Here is a 19,818-nt window from a genome sequence, read left to right on the forward strand (position 1 = left end):
GGCGCGGCGCGGGATGCGTCCAGGACGGCGTGGTGCGTACAGTTTCGGGTCGGACTTGGGTGGGCCGGGGGAATCCGGCACAGGAAACGGGACGAGACAACGACGCATGACAGTGGACAAGATTGCCCAAAACGGTCAGGACGGCATTGACCGGAGTCGGCTGGAGACCTGTCTCAGCGTCTTCGAGGCGTTGGAGGCCCTTCCGCCCGACCACCCGGACGTGGTGCGGGTGCAGCGGGCCACCGCGAAGCTCTACAAGGTGATCAAGCAGCGGCGACGTGAGGAGCGGCGCGACGCCATCCTCGCGGCCGACCGGGCGGTGACGGAGGCCACGGCCACCGGCGCCCCCGGCCGGATCGACGACGAGACCCAGGGCATCCCCCTCGCCTCCCCCACCATCGGCACGACTGCGGGATTCCTGCACAACCCACGTGGCTGCTACATCTGCAAGCAGCGCTACCGCGAGGTGGACGCCTTCTACCACCAGCTCTGCCCGTCCTGCGCCGCCCTGAACCGGGAGCGCCGCGACGCCCGTACCGACCTGACCGGCCGGCGCGCGCTGCTCACCGGCGGCCGGGCCAAGATCGGCATGTACATCGCGCTGCGGCTGCTGCGCGACGGCGCGCACACGACGGTGACCACGCGGTTCCCGCACGACGCGGTCCGCCGCTTCGCCGCGATGCCGGACAGCGCGGACTGGCTGCACCGCCTGCGGATCGTCGGAATCGACCTGCGCGACCCCGCCCAGGTGATCGCCCTGGCCGACTCGGTCAGCAGTCAGGGCCCCCTCGACATTCTGATCAACAACGCGGCGCAGACGGTCCGCCGCTCGCCCGGGGCGTACGCCCAGCTCGTCGCCGCCGAGGCTGCGGCGCTGCCGGACGGCCCCCTGCCGGAGCTGATCACGTTCGCCAAGCCGACCGGCCCCGGTGGCCCGGCGGGGAGCCTGACCGCCGGCACCGGGTCGACGGCGCTCACCCCGCACGCGCTCACCGCGTTGGCGTTGACGAGCGGCTCCGCGTCGCCCGAGCGGATCGCGGCGTCCACGGCCATCGACGCCGGCGGCCTGGTGCCGGACCTCGACTCGGTGAACAGCTGGGTCCAGCGGGTGCAGGAGGTCGACCCGGTCGAGCTGCTCGAGGTGCAGCTGTGCAACGTCACCGCGCCGTTCGTGCTGGTCAGCCGGCTACGCCCGGCGATGGCCGCAGCGAAGGCCCGCCGCAAGTACGTGGTGAACGTCTCGGCGATGGAGGGCCAGTTCGGCCGCGGCTACAAGGGCCCCGGGCACCCGCACACCAACATGGCCAAGGCCGCGTTGAACATGCTGACCCGCACCAGCGCCCAGGAGATGCTGACCGACGGCATCCTGATGACAAGCGTCGACACCGGTTGGATCACCGACGAGCGGCCCCACCCGACGAAGATGCGGCTGGCCGACGAGGGGTTCCACGCCCCGCTGGACCTGGTCGACGGCGCGGCCCGGGTGTACGACCCGATCGTCCGCGGCGAGCAGGGCGAGGACCTGTACGGCTGCTTCCTGAAGGACTACGCGCCCTGCGCCTGGTGAACGACGCTCGACGAGGAGAAACACATGTCATCTGACCAGTGGCCGACGCTTGACGAGCTGCAGCGCGAGGAGACCGAGCTGGAACTCGCGGGCCTTACCGAGACCGACGCGTACGAGCTGGGCGTGCGGGCCGTCACCGCCGCGGCGGAGCGGGGGCTCCCGATCTCCGTGGGCGTGTGGCGGACCGGGCGGCAGTTGTTCCACTGTGGCCTGCCCGGCTCGACGGCGGACAACGACGGGTGGCTGCGCCGCAAGGGGCGCGTGGTGATGCGGTTCGAGCACTCGTCGCTCTACATGGCCCGGCTCTGCCGGGACCAGCAGACGACGCTCACCGAGAAGTTCGGCCTGCCGGCCGCACGCTACGCCGCCGCCGGAGGCGCTGTTCCGCTGCGCGTTCGTGGCACCGGCGTGGTGGGCTGGATGGGCGTCTCCGGCCTTCCGCAGCTGGACGACCACCGCTTCGTCGTCGACATCCTGCGCGGCGACGCGCGCTGACCCCGGGCAACCGCCGGACGCCGCCCGCCCGCCGCACATCGGCGTCGGCGGGCGGCGTCGGCGCGTCCGGGTGACCGTCAGCCCGCGCGGCGGTTCGCGCGCAGGGCGCCCAGGATCACGCCGGGTGTGGCCAGCGACAGCGGGTGCTCCCGCAGGGAGACGACCTCGTTGAACCGCCGGGCGGTCGCCACGTCCGTGACTGTCGCCGTGAGGATCTGCCGGCTGACCCAGCTGGAGACCCGGTAGCCGCGCGGGTAGGGCCCGTCGACGTGCGGCAACGCCAGGTCGGCGGAGGTTGAGGTCGACCAGGCGGCGTCGACCACGACCTTCTGCAGGGCGAGGAAGTGGCGGGCGGGCTCGCTCAGGTCGGGGTCGGAGCGCAGGTACGCCGACAGGCAGGCCGCGTGCAGGGCCGCCGCCGTCATCCCCTGCCCGTACACCGGGTTGAACGACGCGACGGCGTCACCGACGCTGACGAGTCGCGCCGGGAACCGCCGCAGCGCGTGGAAGTCCCGCCGGCGGCTGTCGGCGTGGTGGTAGGTCTGGACGTCGCCGAGCATCTCCTGCCCGGCGACCTCGCCGAACTCCGGCGGGAACTGCTCCCGCAGCCGGCGGACGAAGTCCTGGGCGGTGCGGCCCGGGCGGTCCTTCCCGTAGCCGGCCATCATGGCCATCCACCGGCCGTCCTCGATGGCGAAGAAGGCGGCGCCGGCGATGTCCGTCATGGTCCGCGGCGTGTGCAGGGCCAGGACGACCGTCGTCTCCGGAGACGGCTCGGGGCGGCGGAACAGCGCTGTCGCGTAGTTGAGGTGCACGGCCATCCGACGGGTGGCGGGCCGTTCCCAGCCGGCCTGCTCCAGCCACTCGGAGAGCCGGCTGGACCGCCCCATGGCGTCCACCACGAGGTCGGCGCCCTCGACGCCGGGCACCTGATCGACCTCGTACCGGACGCCGGTGACCGCGTCGCCGTCGAACACGAGACCCGTGGCACGGGCGGTGACCGTCTTGACGTTGGGCAGTCGGAGCACCTGCTGACGGATCAGCCCCTCCAGGAGGGGTCGGCTGCCGGCGAGGCTGTCGTCGTCGTCGGGTACGACCACCTTCCGTCGGCCGTCGAGGTAGCTGCGCCGGGCGGCGGGCGGCGCCTCGATCGCCCCGTGGGCCAGCGCCTGCTGGCGGAACCCGGGGAACAGCTGCTCGAGCTGGAGCAGGCCGCCGGGCAGCAGCGCGTGCAGTTGCGTCCCCTGTGGCACGCCGGGTCGGGCGCCGCTGAGCTGCGGGTCGTCCCGGTCGAGAAGGAGCACGCTTTCCGCGTGGTCGGACAGGACCCGGGCGGCCAGGAGGCCGGCGACACTGCCGCCGACCACCACCGCCTTACCCAGGCGCGGAGTGGGTTGGTCGGGGGGTCGCACGGCGTTCAACGCGGCGAAGACCCGAACCGGGGAGAGGGACATCGTGCTCTCCAAGGGGTACGAGGTGTGGCACCGATCGTTGCACAGCGTCGAGCTCCGACCGTCGCCCCGACACGTCCGCCCGGGTGTCGGATACCGACATGCCGCTGGACGCGGTCGCGCACCCCGACCGGCGAACAGGCCGTCAGCCCGCGAGGACGGCCGGTTCCCGGTCGCGGCGGCGTCCGGCGGTGAAGCTGACGATTCCGAGGCCCAGCCCGACGACCGCCAGGACCAGGCCGACCCGCGCCGGCGCGAGGTAGCCGAGCCCGGCGGCGATGGCGACGCTGCCCAGGGCCGCGCCCAGGCTGTTGGCGATGTTCATGGCGGACTGGTTGAGCGCCGCGCCCATCAGTTGGGCGCCGGGGGCGACAGTGATCAGGCGTGCCTGCAGGACCGGACCGAGGTAGAGGCTTGTCGCGCCGACCAGGAACGCGCCGACGAACAGGCCCACGCGGTTCGACGCGACGAGGCTGAACACACCGATGCTGACGATCATGGCGACGAAGCCGATCATCATGCTGCGGCGCAGGTCCCGGTCGGCGAGCCAGCCGCCCAGGGCGTTGCCGACTGTCATGCCGAGACCCACGGCGACCAGCACCCACGGGACGGTCGCGGCGGAGAGGCCGGCGACGTCGGTGGTGACCGGCGCGATGTAGGAGTCGACGGCGAAGAACCCGGCGAAGCCGATCGCCCCGGTGGCCGCGACCAGCCAGACCTGCGGGGTCCGCAGGGAGCGCAGTTCGGCGGCCGGCGAGCCGTCCGCCGCCGCGGGGACCTCCGGGACGACCGCCAGCACCGCCAGCAGCGTGAGCAGGAAGACCCCGGCGATCACCAGGTACGCCGCACGCCAGCCGGCCGCCTGGCCGAGCCGGGTGATCAGCGGTACGCCCACCACGTTGCTCACCGTCAGCCCACCGAGCACGGTGGCGAAGCCCCGGGCCTCGTTGCCGGGGCCCATCAGGGTCGCCGCGAGCAGGCCGGCCGCGCCGAAGTACGCGCCGTGCGGCAGCGCCGCGACGAACCGCGCGACCAGCACCAGCTCGAAGTTCGGGGCGGTCGCGGAGGCGATCGTGCCGACGGCGAAGAGGACGAGCAGCCCGAGCACGAGCTTGCGGCGCGGCAGGCGGGCGCTGAGGGCGGCGATCAGCGGGGCGCCGACGACCACGCCCAGCGCGTACGCGGTGATCATCCAACCGGCCTGGGCCACCGCGTCCGACGACGATCGGGCGTACTCCTGCGGGAGCAGGCCGCGGGCCATCTCGGGCAGCAGACCCATCGCCACGAACTCCGTCAGGCCGACCGCCACGCCGCCCAGGGCCAGGGCCGCCAGCGCCGCCAGGCGCTGACCTCTGCTCAGTCCGTTCACCGGGCGAATTTAGCAACAGCGTTGCGTAATAGGCTGGTGAGATGACGCGCACCACAGCCGACGTGACGTTCCTGCGCGGATACAACCAGGCGCTCGTCCTGGCCGTGGGGCGTACCGTGCGGACGTTCGAGCGGTCGACGGTCGTCGACGCCACCGGCCTCACACCGCAGGCGGTTTCCAAGGTCATCGCCCGCCTGGCCGCCGACGGGCTGATCCGTCCCGCTGGGGTCCGCCGCCTGGGCATCGGCAAACCCGCGGTCGTCTACGAGCTGGTCCCCGACAGCCGGTACGCCATCGGCGCGCACGTCGCCCGACGCACGCTGCGGCTGGTCCTGGTCGACCTGGCCGGCACCGTGCGCCACTCCACCGTCAACCCCCTGCCCGGCGACTTCACCCCGGAGCACCTCCTCGACGCCCTGCGGGTCGGCGTCGACGCGATCACCGCCGGCGACGACCTGCGCGGCCGGCTGACCGGGGTGGGCCTCGGCATGATCGGGCCGCTCGACCACGCCAACGGGCTGGTCCGGGACGCGCACGGCCTGCGGCAGTGGCACGACGTACCGCTGCGTGAGCTGGCCGAGGCGCACCTGGGGCTACCGGTGCACCTGGACAAGGACGTGACCGCCGGGATCACGGCCGAGGCGTGGCGGCACGGCGCGACGTTCGGCGACGCGGCGCTCATCATGGTCGAATCCGGCATCGGCGGTGGCTTCTGGCTGGGCGGCGCCGCCCACCGGGGCGCGCACACCAATGCCGGCGAGTTCGGGCACACGGTCGTCGACCTGGACGGGCCCCGCTGCGTCTGCGGACGCCACGGCTGCCTGGAGGTCGTGCACCTGGGCGCCGCGGAGGCGGGAGACGTCGCCCGCGCGGCCCGCGTCCTGGCCGTCGGCGTCGTCAACCTGCTCCAGACCCTCGACCTCGCCCACGTGGTGCTGGCCGGCGCGGATCTGCTGCGCCACGCGGAGGACTACCGCGCCGCGGTCGAGCGGGCCGTCCGCACGGACGTGCCGCGCGCGGACTGGCTGACGCCGACGGTGACCCTGTCCGGTCTGGGCGCGGACGTCATCGCCGCCGGGGCCGCGATGCAGGTGCTCGACCAGCTCTACGGCATCCCCGACCTGACCCTCGGCGCCCCGCCCACGATCGCTCGACGGACCTCATTGCGGACAGCCGGAGCGTAGGGCGGTCACCGTGGGTCGGCGTCCGTGTGGAGGCAGCCGCTGGCCGGGCTCTCGCTGGCGCTGATCACCGCGTCGAGTCGGTCCCTGACCTGGACGAGTTGGTCGATCTGTCGGGTGATGCGGTCGCGTTCGCCGTTCAGCAGGGCACGCGACTGCGGGGTGTTGACCTTGGCGTCGACGCAGGGCAGCAGATCCAGGATCGTCCGGCTGGACAGGCCCGCGGCGTACAACGTCTGGATGAGCTGGACCCGATCCAGCGCCTTCTCGTCGTAGTGGCGCTGGCCGCCGCCGCTGCGCTCGGGGATCAGCAGCGACTGCTCCTCGTAGTAACGCAGGGCGCGCACCGACACACCCGTGCTGGTGGCGAGTTCCCCGATCCGCACGACCACTCCCCCACTGCCGGTGACAGCCGCCACACAACCTTGTCCCTCACGTCCACGTCAGGTTTTAGCGTAGGCCGCGTACCAGTCCTCGTCCAACCCCAGCGGAGGCATCATGCGGATCTCGGGCTCGATCGCGCTGGTCACCGGCGCCAACCGTGGCATCGGCCGGCACTTCACCCACCTACTCCTCGAACGCGGCGCGGCGAAGGTGTACGCCACGGCCCGCGACCCCGAACAGATCGACATCCCCGGCGTCGAGAGGCTGCGCCTGGACATCACCGACCCGCAGGCGGTGCGGGACGCCGCAGCGGTCGCTTCCGACGTGACCCTGCTCGTCAACAACGCCGGAATCACCACCCGGACCAATCTCGTCACCGGCGACCTGCGCCTGGTCCGATCCGAGATGGACACCAACTTCTACGGCACCCTCGACATGGTGCGCGCCTTCGCCCCGGTCCTGGGCGCCAACGGCGGCGGCGCCATCCTCAACGTCCTGTCGGCGTTGTCGTGGTTCTCCTACGACGGCGCGAACGCCTACAGCGCCGCCAAGGCGGCCGAGTGGAGCCTGACCAACGGCGTCCGGCTCGAACTGGCCGCGCAGGGCACGCTGGTGACCGGGCTGCACCTGGGCGCCGCCGACACCGACATGATGGCCGACTACGACGGCGTCAAGATGGACCCCGCCGACGTCGTCCGCGCTGCCCTCGACGGCATCGAGGCCGGCCGGCTCGAGGTGCTCGCCGACGAGTGGAGCGCCCACGTCAAGGCATCCCTCGCCGACGATCCGAGCGCGTTCTACGGCACGGCCGTCGCCGGCTGACACGCCACCACGGCGGCGGCCGGCCACCCCGACGTGACCGGCCGTCGCCGCGTGTCGCGGTCGGAGCCGGGCAGGACCGGCGGGCAGTCGGGGGGCCTCACATACCGGTCGGCTCGGGAGCGTCGCTGCGCGGGTGCGCCAGGACGAACCGCTGCACTGCCGCACCGCTGACCGCGGCACAGAACTGCCGGTACCCGGCCTGCGCACCCCAGTGCGACAGGGCCAGCGGCCGGCCGGCCGGGAACGCCCCGTAGTCGAGGTCCCACGGCGCGACCACGAACCTGCCGCCGTAGCTGTCGTCGCCGAACGTCCGGGCCAACGCCCGCAGTGCCTCGATCTGGTCGGGGGCGAGCGGTTCGACGTACCACAGCACGGTGTAGCCGTGTTCCAGGTTATGGACCAGCGTCTCGATGGGCGGGCGGTCACGGGCGACATAGAAGCGGCGCACGGTCGGGGCGGGCACCACGAAGTGCGGCCCGGACGACGGTGGGACCAGGTCGTACCGGACGCGGGTGACGTACGGCTCGGCGGTCCCCGGGCCGACGTGCAGGCCCGCGCCACTGATCCGGTCGGTCAGCTCCGGATCACAGCCGGCCCGGTCGGCGTCGACCCCGATCGCGGCGGCCGGTCGGCGCGAGGCCGGGTCGGCGTAGGCGCGCAGGAACGGGGTGGCCGCCACCACGAGCAGGACGGCGCCGAGCGCGGTGACCGCCGCGGCGATTCTCGGCCCGTACCCGGAGCGTGCCTCAGCCACGGCCCGCTCCCTGCGCCCGCAGGTGGGCGGCGGTCCACTCCAGCACCGTCTCCACCGGTGGCATCCCCCGGCCCGCGAGGGTGCCGGTGCTCAGCGCGAGCACGGGAACGGGCGGCACGACGCCGTACCCGTCGGCGCGCAACCGCGCCACATTGCGCTGCACGGCGGGTCGCTGCCACATCGCGGCGTTCATCGACGGCACCAGCACGACGGGAGCGGCGGCGGCCAGCACGCAGGTGGCGACCAGGGTGTCGGCGATTCCCAGGGCGGCCTTGGCCAGGGTGTTGGCGGTGGCGGGCAGGACGAGCACCAGATCCGCCCACCCCGTCAGGGCCAGGTGCGTGACCTCGCTGGTCGCCTGCTCGTCGGTCAGCGCCGGGTGTCCGGTCAGGAGGGCGAACGACGCGGCCGGGACGAAGCGGGCGGCGGCGGGAGTGAGCACGACCCGCACGTCGAGCCCCAACGCGTGGCGCATCACCATGATCGACTGAGGCAGTGTCAGCACGTCCGCGGATCCGCAGGCGGCGACGAGGATCCGCCGCGCCGGGAACGCTTGCGGGTCGTCGGCGGAGACCACCGGGCGCTGCGGCGCCCCGGTCACGGTACGGGTGTCCATGCGTCGCCTCCTGCGTGGGCGGGTTCGTCATCGGTCAACTGGCAGCGGACCAGGTCGGCGTACACGCCCCCGGCCCGCAGCAGGTCGTCGTGCCGGCCGCGCTCCACGAGCCGGCCACCGGCGACGACGAGGATCTGGTCAGCGTTACGGACGGTGCTCAGCCGGTGGGCCACCACGATCCGGGTGCAGCGCATCGCCGAGATCGCCTCGTCGACGCGCCGCTCGGTGGCCACGTCGAGGTGGCTGGTCGCCTCGTCGAGCAGGAGCACGGCGGGCTGGCCCGCCAGGGCCCGCGCGATGGACAGCCGCTGCCGCTGCCCACCCGAGAGCGCCTGGCCCCGCTCGGCGACCTGGGTGTCGTAGCCCATCGGCATCGCCGCGATGTCCTCGTCGATGGCGGCGGCCTCGGCGGCCGCCCGGATCGCCGGCATGCCGACACCCGGATGCACCAGGCTGATGTTGCGCCGGATGGAGTCGCGGAACAGGTAGCTCTCCTGCAACACCACCCCGAACTGGCGGCGCAGAGCTGTCGGGTCGATGCGCGACAGGGGCACCCCGTCGAACAGGATCTCCCCGCCGGTGGGCCGGTAGAGGCCGGTCAGCAGCATGGCCAGGGTGCTCTTGCCGCTGCCCGAGGGCCCCACCACCGCGACCTTCTCCCCCGGTGCGACGTCGAAGGAGATGTCCCGCAGCACCGGTGCCGCGCCACCGTCGTAGCGGAAGCTCAGGTCGCGGACGGTGATCCGGCCGGTGAGGCGGGGCGTCGGCAGGTCGGGGTCCCCGGTGGGCTCCGGCCGGGCGGCGAAGACGTCCCGCAGGCGCTGCAGGTGCGACACGACCGACTGCAGCACCTGCGCGCTGCTCACCAGTGAGGCCAACGGGGTGAGCGCGGACAACGCCAACGCCTGCAGGCCCAGGGTCGCACCGAGGCCGGCGCCCTCGAAGAGCCGGCCGGTGCCGAGCCACAGCAACGCCAGCGGCCCGGCGAGTTGGACGCTCGCGGTGATGTTGGCGACCGTTGCCGAGAGCCGGTTCTGGGCGATGTCGGCGTCCAGCGCGGTGGTGTAGCGGCGCAGCCAACCGTCGTACACCTGCCGTTCGGCGCCCATCGACTTGACCGTCGCGATGCCCGACAGCGCCTCCATCAACGCGCTCTCCGCGTCGGCCTGCACGGTGAGGTGCCGCTGGGTCAGCCGCAGCAGCCGACCGTTGACAAGCGCGACGGCCACCACCTGGACGACACCGATCGCGGCGGCGAGCCCGGCGAAGGTGAGGTCCCTGGCCACCAGCACCGCGAAGTACGCGATCACCAGCACACCGTCGATCACCGCCGTCAGCACCTGGGTGGTGACCAGTTCGCGCAGCAGGATGCTGCTGGACAGCCGCTGCATCAGGTCGCCGCCGGCCCGCTGCTGGAAGAACGCGTACGGCAGCCGCAGCAGGTGCCCGAACAGGCGGGTCATCAGCGCGGCGTCCACAGCGGCCTGCAACGTGACCAGGAGCCGGGAGCGCAGATAGGCCACGCCGAACTGGGTGAGCACCAGCGCCGCGATGCCCAACGCCAGGTACGGCATGAGGCCGGTCTCCCGGGCCGGCATGATCTGGTCGAAGGCGACAGTCGTGGCCAACGGCAGGGCCAGTCCCAGGGTCTGGAGCACCAGGGAGACGCCGAACGCCGTGCCCAGCCGGGGCAGGAAGGGCCGCAGCAGCGGGTGCGCGCGCCGCCAACGGGCCAGCGGGCCGGGATGGGAGACGGCGGGCTCGGGCACGGCCTCGGGGTCGGGGGTGAAGGTCAGCACCGTGCCGCTGAAGCCGGCCGCGAACTCGGCGGCGCTGAGCAGCCGACGCCCGAGCGCCGGGTCGACGAGCCGCACACCCCGCGCGCCGACGTGTTCCACCACGACGAAGTGGGAGTCCTCCCAGTGGGCGACGGCCGGCAGGGGCAGCTGCGCGACCTGGGCGGCGTCGGCGCGGAACGCGCGGGCCCGCAACCCGAACCGGGAGGACGCGGTCAGCAGCGCCCGCGCGGTGACGCCGTCGCGGCCGATGTCGAGCCCGTCGCGCACCCGGGCCAGCGAGGCACGTACGCCGTGCCGGCGGGCGATCATGGCCAGGCACGCGGCGCCGCAGTCGGTGTCGGTCATCTGCATCACCAGCGGCACCCGCTGCCGGCGCCACCACGCCCGGGCGCTGGTCAGGCGGCCCACTGTCGCCTCCGGACGCCGAGCGCGCCGGTGCGCGCGTCCGCCGGTGGCGCCAGCACGAGAACCGACGGCACCCGCTCGGGTGCGGCCAGCCGCAGCAGGGCGAGCCCGATCCCCGACAGGCCGGTCATCAGCTCCGGCGTGGCGAGGGCCGTCGGGTTGGCACAGCGCCAGCCACCGCCGAGGCCGTCGCGCAGCACCGCCGCCGCAGGCGCCGCCGCCTGCTGGGGGACGGCCGTCAGCAGCAGGTCGAGGTTGCCGAGGTCGCCGTGGCACAGCGAGTGGTTACGACCGAAGCCGGTGGCGAGCGTCGTCCGGACGGCCGTGTCGATCTCCGCGTCCAGGCCCTCGTCGGGGCCGAGGGCGTCGCGCAGCAGCAGCCGCGACAGCCCCACCCCGGGGGCACCGTGACACCAGGTGACGGTGCTCTCCCCCGGCCGGCGCAGGTCTGCCCAGTTCGCCAGCTCAGGGCGGAACAAACTGCTGTCGTACGCGAGCACGCGGACCGCCGCGTCGGTGTAGCCGGGATCGCCGGTCACCTGACCGGCCCGGGCCAGCGCGGCGGCGATGCCCGCGGAGCCGTGCGACAGCCCGCCGAGGGGGTCGCCGGAGGCACCGCGGGCCGGGTGCGGGTAGCGCTCGGCGGCGGCGCGAAGTCGCGCGGCGGCAGCGCTCAGGGCGGGCTCGACCCGGTCGGGGTCCAGACCCGCGCCGGAGACGGCGAGGACGGCGCCGGCGTACCCGTCGACGAGGTCGACGGCCTGCTCGCTGGCGGCCAGCGTGACGATCCGCGCCAGCGCCACGTCGACCGCCGGCGCGAACCGGTCGGTCCGCCACAGCGCTCCGAGGTGCCCGAAGGTGTACAGCAGGCCCGACCATCCGGTGAACGCGCCGATCCGATCGCCGGGAATCCGCTGGTCGAGGACGCGGGCGGCCAGCCCGGCGGCCGCCCGGGCGGCGAGGTCGGTGAATCGCCGTGCACCGGTTAGTCGGCCGGCGTGGGCCAGGAAGAGCGCCACGCCCGCGACGCCGTCGTAGAGGTGCGGGCCGAGCGGCGTCGGCGCCCACCGGCCCGGGTCGGTGGTCGAGGGCGTGAGCCCGAACCAGGTCGGCTCGGCACCTGCGCTGGCGAGACCGGCGACCACGGCCGCGACCTCGGCCGCGGCGGCCAGGTAGGCCGCCGGGGCGGGTGCCGGCGCGGGTGGCAGATCCGCCAGCCGCCAGCGCACCCGCGCGTGGGGAGCGTCGGTGCCGTCCACCCGGGTGGTGAAGGCGGCCTCGATCAGCCAGCGCTGCCGCGTCAGGTCGGCCGGTCCGAGCCGGGCGAGCCGGCGACGCGCCTCGTCGAGCCCGGACCGGGCCAGCAGGCCCGGCAGGCGTTGCCCCCGGCTGCTCCAGAGGTCCCGCGAGTCCACCCGGGTGGTGAACATCGGCACGTCGCGGCGGGCCAGGTCGGCGCGCTCCGCCCCGACGGTGGCCGCCAGCATCGGCAGTTCCGCCACCCCCGACCAGAGCCAGTCGTACAGCCGCTCGGTGTCCAGGCCGTCCTGCAGCGCGTCGGTGTGCAGCGCCGCGTCGCGCAGTCGCAGGTACGTGCGGGTGGGGCGGAGCACGACGCGGATCTCGTCGGCGGCGAACGCGGTGAGCGGCCCGTGCGGGGCCAGCAGATCGTCGCGGACGGCGACGAGGAGGCGCGTCATCGACTCGAACCCCCGCACCACCTGCGGCAGGTGCGCGGCGACATCGGTCGCCGCGCCGGCGGTGGCGGGGTTCTGCCGGTCCTGCTCGTCGTGGTGGTGACCGGGAGCGCACAGTCGCATCTCGTCGGTCCCCTCGGCCTGCCACGCCGAGCAGTTGCAGCCGTCGCCGACCGGTCCGGCGGCCTCGTCGGCGCGCGGCAGCAGGCCGACCGCGAGCACCGAGTCCGCGATCGCGTCGCCGCCCCGAAAGCTCGTGGACCGGACGACCGCCGGGGTGAACACGGTCTCCAGGTCGACCAGGACCGGATGCTCACCGTGGGCGACCACGTTCTCCTGGTGGCAGTCGGTGGCGCCGATGGCCTGCAACAGGACCAGCAGGGCACCGAAGCGGTGGGCGTAGCGGCGCTGACCGGCCGTCGTGGCGGCGGCGCGCGTGTCGACGTACGCGGCCCAGCCGTACTCGCCGCGCGGCAGCACGGTGAAGGTGTGCAGGTCGGCGCCGCGGTCGTTGAGCCAGGCCAGCAGCTGCTGGAACCGGGCCTCGACGGCGACCGGGCGGGGCTTGTAGACCAGCCGCAGCCCACTGTCGAACGTCGCCACCAGCACCCGGCGGCCGTCGCGGTGGGGGTCGCCGGTCTCCTCGACCTCGACCAGGCGACCGATCGGGGCACCGGAGTGGAAGGTCGCCGCGAGCGTCGGCGCGTCGGCGCGGAGCCGGTGCAGGAACTCGACGGTCCGCTCGGCCCAGGCGCGGGTCAGCCCGTACGCCTGCCGGGCCAGGACCGGGTAGTCGGCCAGCAGGCCCAGCGCCGCCCCGGGGGCGCGGTACCTGCCGAAGAACGCCTCGAAGCGCTCCTGCGGCGTCTTTCCGGACGACGTGCCGCGCAGCCGGTCGATGTTGAGTTCCAGGACGACGGCCCGGCTCAGGAGCACGACCAGCTCGTCGAGCAGGCCGGTCAGTCCGAGCCGGTCCGCGTCGGCGGGCAGCGGCACGGCGTCGCCGGCGAGGTCACGAGTCCGACGTGCCACCTGGGCGCGGGCCTGTGCGACCAGGGGCGCCACCAGGACGAGACAGGCATCGAGCGGGCGACCGGGCAGCAGGTCGGGGCCGATCTCCCCGTCCGCCGCTCGCGTGTAGCAGGCCAGCAGTTCGTCGATCCAGGCCGGCGTACCGTGCAGACGTGCGGCGAGCAGCTCGGGCGTCTCGTCGAGCAGAGCGAGGAGCACCTGCTCGTCGATGCCCTCCGCCGTCAGCCGGCTTCGCCAGTCCTCGTCGTCGGTGAACGCGCCGGCGGTGCGCCACCGCGACAGCCGCCACCGCGACCGCTCGCCGGGCAGCGACGCCGTCGGCGCGGGCGCGGCCAGCCGTTCGGCGATGCTCAGCGCGGCCAGGAGGCGCTGCTCGACGCGGACGCTCGGGTCGTCGGTGGCGCGGTGCGGGTGTTCGGACATGCGGGGCTCCCGTGGCGGTGGTTGGGCGGAACGACGGGGTCCGGGCCAGGCCCGGACCCCGTGCGGACCCGAGGGTTCGAAATCAGCAGACGCAGTGGCAGCAGGCCGTGGTGTGGCCGGTGGTCGCGGCGGCGCCGCCGGCCACGGTCTCCAACTGGTCGCGGTCCAGCTCGACCAGACCGGCCGGGTGGGTCTCGACGGCCTCGGGCGAGGCGGCGCGGCGGTACTCGTCCTTCCAGCTGCTGACGATGTCGGTGATGGACATTCGTGGCTCCTTTCGCGACGACCGTCGGCCTGTCCGGCGGTCGCTGGCAGAAACCAGCCTGCGGGCGGCGGGGGTGCCGGCACATGAGTAGCGGCTACCTCATCCCGGGCCGGTCGTGTCACGCGGACGACAACCGAACCGTGGGTTCGGGGCGTCAGGTGTGCAGGCATGTCTGGAAGCTGACGGCGCCACCGGGCGGGAGTGTGTGAGGGTGGGGCCCGCGCCACCCAGACCGCCGCGCACACACGATCCGGCCGAGCGAGCGGATCGAGGACGGAGATGGCGACCGGGCCCGGGGCGGGCACCCGGCCGGGTTGAAGGGGTTCCGTGGCTGCATCAGGTGGTTTCGTCGACGGGGGCGCCGGATGGCCGTTCGTCGGCAGGGCGCGCGAGCGTGACCGGGCGGTCGAGGCGCTCACCGCGTCGGCGGGTTGGGGGGTCCTGCTCACCGGCGATCCGGGGGTGGGCAAGAGCCGACTCCTGGAGGAGGTGCTGGCCGAGGCGCTGCGGCGCCAGCATGTCGTGTTGCGGGTCACCGCCACTCCGGGCTGGCGTGGCGTGCCGTTCGGCGTGCTCGCCAGCCGGCTGCCCCAGCCGTCGGACGCGAGTGTCGCGGACGTCTTTCGCGACGTCGAGCGCCGGCTGCGCGAGGTCGCGGCCGGCCGGGGCGTGGTGGTCGGGGTGGACGACCTCAACTGGCTGGACGACGCGTCCGGGGCGCTCCTGGAACGCCTCGTCGTGGGTGGCACCGTGCGGGTGGTCGCGAGTGTCCGGGGTGACGCCCTGGCCGCGGCGCCGGTCGCGGCGTTGCACCGCTTCCGCGCTGTCGACCGGGTCCACGTGCCGCCGCTGGACCCGGACGAGACGGCAGTGCTGGTCCGCGAGGGTCTCGGCGGCCCGGTCGACGGCCTGACGGTCGGCGCGCTGTGGCGGATCAGTCAGGGCAACCCGCTCTTTCTGCGCGAGGCGCTCCGGTGCGGGTTGCGCGATGGCGGTCTGGTCCAGCGCGACGGGATGTGGACGTGGCCCGCCGAGTCGCTGTGCTCCACGCACCTGTCCGACCTCATCGAGCAGACCCTCGGCACGCTCACCGCCCAGGAGGCCGAGGCGTTGCGGTACGTCGCGCACGCCGAGCCGGCTCCGCTGGCGCTGATCGAGCGGACCGTCGACCCACCCGTCGCGGAACGGCTCGAGGAGCGCGGCCTGATCCGCCTGGTTCGGCATGACACGGGCGTGCTGGTGCAGACCAGCCATCCGCTGTACGCCGAGGTGGTCCGCAACCGCACCGGGGAGCTACGGGCCCGCCGGCTGCGCCGGACCCTGGCCGAGGCGCTGGCGGGCGTCGACGGCGTCGGCACCGAGGCCCGGGCCCGGATCGCGGCCTGGCGGTGCGAGGCGGATCTGCCCGTCGATCCGGACGACCTGCTGGCGGCGTCGGAGTACGCGTTGCGCCGCCACGACGCGCCGCTGGCCGAGCGGCTGGGCCGGAGGGTCGACTCGGCGCGGGGCGACTGGCAGGTGGGCCGGGCGTTGGTGGCTCAGGGGCGCGGCGACGAGGCCGACGGGCACCTGGCCCGCGCCGCGGCCGACCTCGACGACGCGCGCGACCGCGCCGAGGCGACGGCGCTGCGAGCGCTGAACATGTACTGGGGAGAGCGACGGCCCGACCGCGCCCGCGAGGTGATCGACGGGGGCCGTCGTGACCTGCCCGCCGACGCGCGCGCCGGGCTGCTCGCGGCGGAGGTGGGGATCGCGGCGTTCGGCGGCGACGCGGGGGGCGCCCGCGCCCTGATGGCACGCCTGGCCGCCGACCGGCCCCGGGACCCGCTGTTGGCGACGGCGGTCGCGGCGTTGCTGCCGTACCTGCTGCTGTTCGACGGGCAGCCGGGGCAGGCGGTGCGGATGTTCGACACCGGCGAGGTCGACATCCCGGAGACGTGGCCGACGATGCGCGCCGCGACGCAGGCCTGCCACGTGCAGGCGCTGGTGCTGTCCGGGCGACTGCACGACGCCGAGCGGTTGGCGCAACGCTACTACCGGGACGCGGTCACGCGGGGCGCGGCGGACGCGGTGGGTCTGCTCGCCTTCTCCCTGGGCAAGTGCGCCTACCACGCCGGGCAGATGCGGCGGTCGATGCGCTGGCTGCACGAGGCACGGACCCTCACCGCCGACCGTACGCTGTTCCCGATCCGCGACTACGTGCTGTCGGCGAACGCGTACGTGGCGGCGCAGGTGGGTGAGCTGGCGGAGAGCGGGAGGTTGCTGCGGCAGCTCGTCGACGATCGCTCCGACGGCGACGGGCCGCACGGCGGCGGGCTGGTGGCCATCGACGCCGAGCTGACCGCGGCCTGGCTGACCGCCGCGGAGGGCCGCCCGGCGACGGCCGTCGCCACGCTGCGGGAGTTGCAGGGGCGGGCCGGGCAGGCGACGACGGTCACCGTCGAGTGCCTGCACCTGCTGTCCCGCCTGGAGCCGGGGGCCGCCACCGCCGAGCGGCTGCGCACGGTCACCGCCAACTGTGACAGTCCACTGTTCGCGCTGTGGTCCGACTACGCGCACGCGCTCGCCGCCGACGACCCGGCCGCGCTGGAACGCGTCGGCAGCGCCCTGGAGGCGAGCGGCTACCTGACGCTCGGGCTGGAGGCCGTGGTCGCCGCCGAGCGGGCCTGCCAGCGTCGAGGCGACCAGCGCCGGGCCAATCTGCTGGCCCGGCGCGCGGACCTGCTGCGGGAGCGGTGCGGCGGGTACTGGCCCCCGTTGAGCCCCCGGCCGTCGGACCGGGACGGGCTCACCCCCCGGGAGCGGCAGATCTGCGAACTGGCCTCGGCCGGGCACGACAACGCCGCGATCGCGGCCAAGCTGGTGTTGTCGGTGCGGACGGTGGAGAACCACCTCCAGCGGGCGTACGTGAAGCTCGGCGTGCGGGGCCGCGGCGGGCTCCCGACGGCGATCGGGGCGCAGCGGGCGGGGTAGGCGCGCGGGGGCTCACCCGGTGACCCGCTGGCGTCGATCCGCTGGCTAGAGCCGGGCGTCGCCGGCCGCGGTGGCCTCCTGCACCGCCGAGGTACGACGAACCTCGGCCCGCTGGTCGCCCGCGTCGTCCCGGTCGGCGGCGGCCATCCGGGCCGCCCGGTTGGCGCCCGGCGCGGCCTGGTCGCCCGTCACGCCGCCGCGGATGCGGTTGTTCGCGGCCACCTGCGCGGCCGGGTTGTTGCCCGTCACCGTCAACTGGCCGTTGATGATGTTGTCGTCGACGGTGACGCCGCCGGTGGTGGTGGTGACGCTGACGTCCGCGCCCCAGTAGCCGCCGGACGCGCAGCTGTCCAGAGCGCCGTTCGGGCCGAGCTGGACGCCGCCGAGGTTGCCGGCGAACGTGGCCCGACCCCGCACGGCGCTGCCGCACACGACACTGCCGGTGGCGCTGTTGAGCACCGACAGGGTGCCGTCGACGAACGAGTCGTGCACGTCGGTGTAGTAGGTGCCGGTGCTGCTGACGTTGCGCGTCACCTGGGTGCCGCCGTCGAGCCGTACCTCACCGGCGCCGACGGTGACGTTCCCGCCGATCGTCGCCGCCTCGGCGAACAGGAAACTGTCGATGGTGGCCGAGCCCTTCGGCCGGACGGTCACCGCACCGGTCCGGGCGTTGGAGAGGTAGACCCCGTAGCCGCCGGCGGCCAGCACCACCTGGCCGTCGACTGTCGTCTCGGTGGCGTCGAGGTAGCCGTCGGCGGCGACGCGTACCTCGCCGCTGACCCGGCCACCGGTCACCACCAGGTTCGCGCCGGCGGCGACTGTGACGTTGCCGGTGATCGTGGTGCCGGTCAGCGCGCACGACTCACCGGCCGGGACGAGCAGGTCGTTGGGCACGGTCACCGCACCGCCGGTGCCGATGCAGTGGGTGACCAGGTCGGCGTGGGCGGTGGGCGCCACGGCCAGCACCGAGGCGGCGATGACTGCGGTCACGGTGGCCAGCTTGGCGACGGTACGTCCGGGCATCGTGGTACTCCCTGTCGGTGAGATTCGGGTGCTCATGCGCCGACGTCCGATCCGGCCGCGGCCCGGACGATGGCGCCCTGCTGCCGCTTGGTGAGCGTTCCGGCGCTCACCAGAGCGGTGGTGACCGCCTCGACGTGTCGGACGAAGGCGGCGTGGCCGGGGTAGTCGGCGTGTTCGTCGATCAGATCGTTGATGGTGCAGCCGTCGCCGGTGTCGGCGTTGGCCACGCCGGTGTCGGCACCGTCGATGATCACCGTGTCGCGGGTGTCGGACGCGGGGCAGGCGTCGGTGCCGTCGGCCACCACCGTGAAGGTGCTGGACTGCTCGGCGGCGGCGTTCCCCGCGGTGTCGGTCGCCCGGTAGCGCAGGGTGTGCGCCCCGGGGGTGCGGACGGTGACCGGGCCGGCGTACGCGGTCCAGCCGCCGGTGTCGAGCGCGTACTCGACAGACGCCACGCCCGAGCCGGCGTCGGTCGCGGTGACGGTGACGGTCGCCGCGCCGACGTAGGCGCCGTCGGCGTTCCGCTCGCCGGTGACCGCAGCGGCCACCGTCGGCGGCGTGTCGTCCTCCTCGGGCGGGGCGACGACGGTGAAGTGGGACATCTGCTCCGCCGACGTGTTGCCGGCGACGTCGGTGGCCCGGAAGTGCAGCATGTGCATCCCGACCGCGGTCACCACGACCGGGTTCGTGTACGCGGTGAAGGCGGCGTCGTCGAGGGCGTACTCGATGCTGGCGACGCCCGAGCCGGCGTCGGTGGCGGTGAGCGTGGCGGTGGCCGTACCGACGTAGTTGCCGTCGCCGTCGCGGTCGCCGGCCAGCGCTGCCGTGACCACCGGCGCGGTGGTGTCCTCCTCGGTCGGTTCGACGATCCGGAACGACACCGAGCCGACAGTGCTCGTGTTGCCGGCCTGGTCGGTGGCCCGGAACTGCACCGAGTGGTCGCCGACCGCGCTGATGCGCACCGGCTGGGTGTACGGCGCGAAGCTGGTGTCGTCGACCTGGTACTCGACGGTCTGCACGCCCGAGCCGGCGTCGGTGGCCGTGACGGTCACCGTCGCCGTACCGACGTAGTTGCCGTCCTGATCGCGGTCGCCCGACACGGCGGCGGTGACCGTCGGCGGCGTGGTGTCGTCGCCTCCCCCGCCGTCGGTGACCACCAGTTCGCCGACCATCTGGCTGTGGCCGGGAATCGAGCAGAAGTAGCGGTACCGGCCCGGGGTCAGCGTGACTGTCGCCTGGTGGCGGCCGTTGTTGGCGTCGAACGGGCTGGCCAGGATGTTGACTGTGACGTCGTGGTTGTAGCCCTCGGTGCTGGTGTCGAAGGTCAGGGTGTGCGGCATTCCGGTCGTGTTGCCGGTGGCCGCGCTGTTCTCCCAGATGATCGTCGCCGCGCCGGCCACCGCCTGGGTGGGCGCGGACTTGTAGCGGGTGATGTTGTCGTCGGCGGTCCAGGTCAGCACCTGGTCCGCGGCAGCGCGCGGTGCGGCCGAGGCGGGTGGCGCCGCCAACGCCGTGACCGTGAGCAGGAGCGCCGCCACCGCGGCAGTGAGTCGTCGGATCAT

At 73.9% G+C, this 19,818-nt stretch carries 15 protein-coding genes; 5 read left to right on the top strand and 10 right to left on the bottom strand.

What is annotated here, in order from left to right:
• Positions 1-106: 106 nt before the first annotated feature.
• Together B0E54_RS03220 and B0E54_RS03225 are read left to right on the top strand one after the other, a co-directional pair.
• Positions 107-1,567, top strand: a complete 1,461-nt coding sequence (locus tag B0E54_RS03220) for an SDR family NAD(P)-dependent oxidoreductase (protein ID WP_234581730.1) — start codon at positions 107-109, stop codon at positions 1,565-1,567.
• A gap of 24 nt (positions 1,568-1,591) precedes the next feature.
• The gene (locus B0E54_RS03225) at positions 1,592-2,062 is read left to right on the top strand and encodes a heme-degrading domain-containing protein (RefSeq protein ID WP_234581731.1); all 471 of its coding nucleotides are present in this window, start codon (positions 1,592-1,594) and stop codon (positions 2,060-2,062) included.
• Between the two features lie 77 nt (positions 2,063-2,139).
• Here B0E54_RS03225 and B0E54_RS03230 read toward each other — a convergent pair whose 3' ends face one another.
• Together B0E54_RS03230 and B0E54_RS03235 are read right to left on the bottom strand one after the other, a co-directional pair.
• Positions 2,140-3,516, bottom strand: coding sequence for an NAD(P)/FAD-dependent oxidoreductase (locus tag B0E54_RS03230; RefSeq protein WP_234581732.1), 1,377 nt, complete (start codon positions 3,514-3,516; stop codon positions 2,140-2,142).
• 142 nt (positions 3,517-3,658) lie between these two features.
• Positions 3,659-4,882 carry an MFS transporter gene (locus B0E54_RS03235; RefSeq protein WP_234581733.1) on the bottom strand — a complete coding sequence of 408 codons (1,224 nt, stop codon included), beginning with the start codon at positions 4,880-4,882 and terminating at the stop codon, positions 3,659-3,661.
• A gap of 41 nt (positions 4,883-4,923) precedes the next feature.
• Here B0E54_RS03235 and B0E54_RS03240 point away from each other — a divergent pair, with 41 nt between their 5' ends.
• On the top strand, positions 4,924-6,066 hold the full coding sequence (locus tag B0E54_RS03240) for an ROK family transcriptional regulator (protein WP_234581734.1): 1,143 nt from the start codon (positions 4,924-4,926) through the stop codon (positions 6,064-6,066).
• A gap of 5 nt (positions 6,067-6,071) precedes the next feature.
• Here B0E54_RS03240 and B0E54_RS03245 read toward each other — a convergent pair whose 3' ends face one another.
• Positions 6,072-6,449, bottom strand: a complete 378-nt coding sequence (locus B0E54_RS03245; protein ID WP_234581735.1) for a MerR family transcriptional regulator — start codon at positions 6,447-6,449, stop codon at positions 6,072-6,074.
• Positions 6,450-6,561: 112 nt separating this feature from the next.
• Between B0E54_RS03245 and B0E54_RS03250 the strand changes: the two genes are divergently transcribed.
• Positions 6,562-7,269 carry an SDR family oxidoreductase gene (locus B0E54_RS03250; RefSeq protein ID WP_234581736.1) on the top strand — a complete coding sequence of 236 codons (708 nt, stop codon included), beginning with the start codon at positions 6,562-6,564 and terminating at the stop codon, positions 7,267-7,269.
• Between the two features lie 97 nt (positions 7,270-7,366).
• Here the strand turns inward: B0E54_RS03250 and B0E54_RS03255 are convergent, their stop codons facing one another.
• The 5 genes from B0E54_RS03255 to B0E54_RS03275 form a co-directional block, all read right to left on the bottom strand.
• Positions 7,367-8,023, bottom strand: coding sequence for a DUF3105 domain-containing protein (locus B0E54_RS03255; RefSeq protein WP_234581737.1), 657 nt, complete (start codon positions 8,021-8,023; stop codon positions 7,367-7,369).
• Positions 8,016-8,639, bottom strand: a complete 624-nt coding sequence (locus B0E54_RS03260; protein WP_234581738.1) for a flavoprotein — start codon at positions 8,637-8,639, stop codon at positions 8,016-8,018. The genes B0E54_RS03255 and B0E54_RS03260 overlap by 8 nt, the downstream gene beginning before the upstream one ends.
• Positions 8,621-10,846, bottom strand: coding sequence for a peptidase domain-containing ABC transporter (locus B0E54_RS03265; RefSeq protein ID WP_234581739.1), 2,226 nt, complete (start codon positions 10,844-10,846; stop codon positions 8,621-8,623). The genes B0E54_RS03260 and B0E54_RS03265 overlap by 19 nt, the downstream gene beginning before the upstream one ends.
• Entirely contained in the window at positions 10,834-13,995 is a 3,162-nt protein-coding gene (locus B0E54_RS03270; RefSeq protein ID WP_234581740.1) for a type 2 lanthipeptide synthetase LanM family protein, read from the bottom strand. Before B0E54_RS03270 ends, B0E54_RS03265 begins: the two co-directional genes overlap by 13 nt.
• An 82-nt stretch (positions 13,996-14,077) precedes the next feature.
• A complete protein-coding gene (locus B0E54_RS03275; protein ID WP_234581741.1) occupies positions 14,078-14,260 on the bottom strand; it encodes a mersacidin/lichenicidin family type 2 lantibiotic in 183 nt (60 codons plus the stop codon).
• 327 nt (positions 14,261-14,587) lie between these two features.
• Between B0E54_RS03275 and B0E54_RS32690 the strand changes: the two genes are divergently transcribed.
• Entirely contained in the window at positions 14,588-17,233 is a 2,646-nt protein-coding gene (locus B0E54_RS32690; protein WP_234581742.1) for an AAA family ATPase, read from the top strand.
• 45 nt (positions 17,234-17,278) lie between these two features.
• On the opposite strand, the gene B0E54_RS03285 is transcribed toward B0E54_RS32690, so the two are convergent.
• Positions 17,279-18,256 carry a hypothetical protein gene (locus B0E54_RS03285; RefSeq protein ID WP_234581743.1) on the bottom strand — a complete coding sequence of 326 codons (978 nt, stop codon included), beginning with the start codon at positions 18,254-18,256 and terminating at the stop codon, positions 17,279-17,281.
• 32 nt (positions 18,257-18,288) lie between these two features.
• A complete protein-coding gene (locus tag B0E54_RS03290) occupies positions 18,289-19,818 on the bottom strand; it encodes an OmpL47-type beta-barrel domain-containing protein (protein WP_234581744.1) in 1,530 nt (509 codons plus the stop codon).

This window comes from Micromonospora sp. MH99 (genome assembly GCF_021442385.1).
In the GTDB taxonomy this organism is placed as follows: Bacteria; Actinomycetota; Actinomycetes; order Mycobacteriales; family Micromonosporaceae; genus Micromonospora.

Excerpts from the sequence above, each read along its gene's own strand:
- B0E54_RS03220 (WP_234581730.1), top strand. The coding sequence starts at position 107 with ATGACAGTGGACAAGATTGCCCAAAACGGTCAGGACGGCATTGACCGG.
- B0E54_RS03225 (WP_234581731.1), top strand. The coding sequence starts at position 1,592 with ATGTCATCTGACCAGTGGCCGACGCTTGACGAGCTGCAGCGCGAGGAG.
- B0E54_RS03230 (WP_234581732.1), bottom strand. The coding sequence starts at position 3,516 with ATGTCCCTCTCCCCGGTTCGGGTCTTCGCCGCGTTGAACGCCGTGCGA.
- B0E54_RS03240 (WP_234581734.1), top strand. The coding sequence starts at position 4,924 with ATGACGCGCACCACAGCCGACGTGACGTTCCTGCGCGGATACAACCAG.
- B0E54_RS03250 (WP_234581736.1), top strand. The coding sequence starts at position 6,562 with ATGCGGATCTCGGGCTCGATCGCGCTGGTCACCGGCGCCAACCGTGGC.
- B0E54_RS03260 (WP_234581738.1), bottom strand. The coding sequence starts at position 8,639 with ATGGACACCCGTACCGTGACCGGGGCGCCGCAGCGCCCGGTGGTCTCC.
- B0E54_RS03270 (WP_234581740.1), bottom strand. The coding sequence starts at position 13,995 with ATGTCCGAACACCCGCACCGCGCCACCGACGACCCGAGCGTCCGCGTC.
- B0E54_RS03275 (WP_234581741.1), bottom strand. The coding sequence starts at position 14,260 with ATGTCCATCACCGACATCGTCAGCAGCTGGAAGGACGAGTACCGCCGC.
- B0E54_RS03285 (WP_234581743.1), bottom strand. The coding sequence starts at position 18,256 with ATGCCCGGACGTACCGTCGCCAAGCTGGCCACCGTGACCGCAGTCATC.
- B0E54_RS03290 (WP_234581744.1), bottom strand. The coding sequence starts at position 19,818 with ATGATCCGACGACTCACTGCCGCGGTGGCGGCGCTCCTGCTCACGGTC.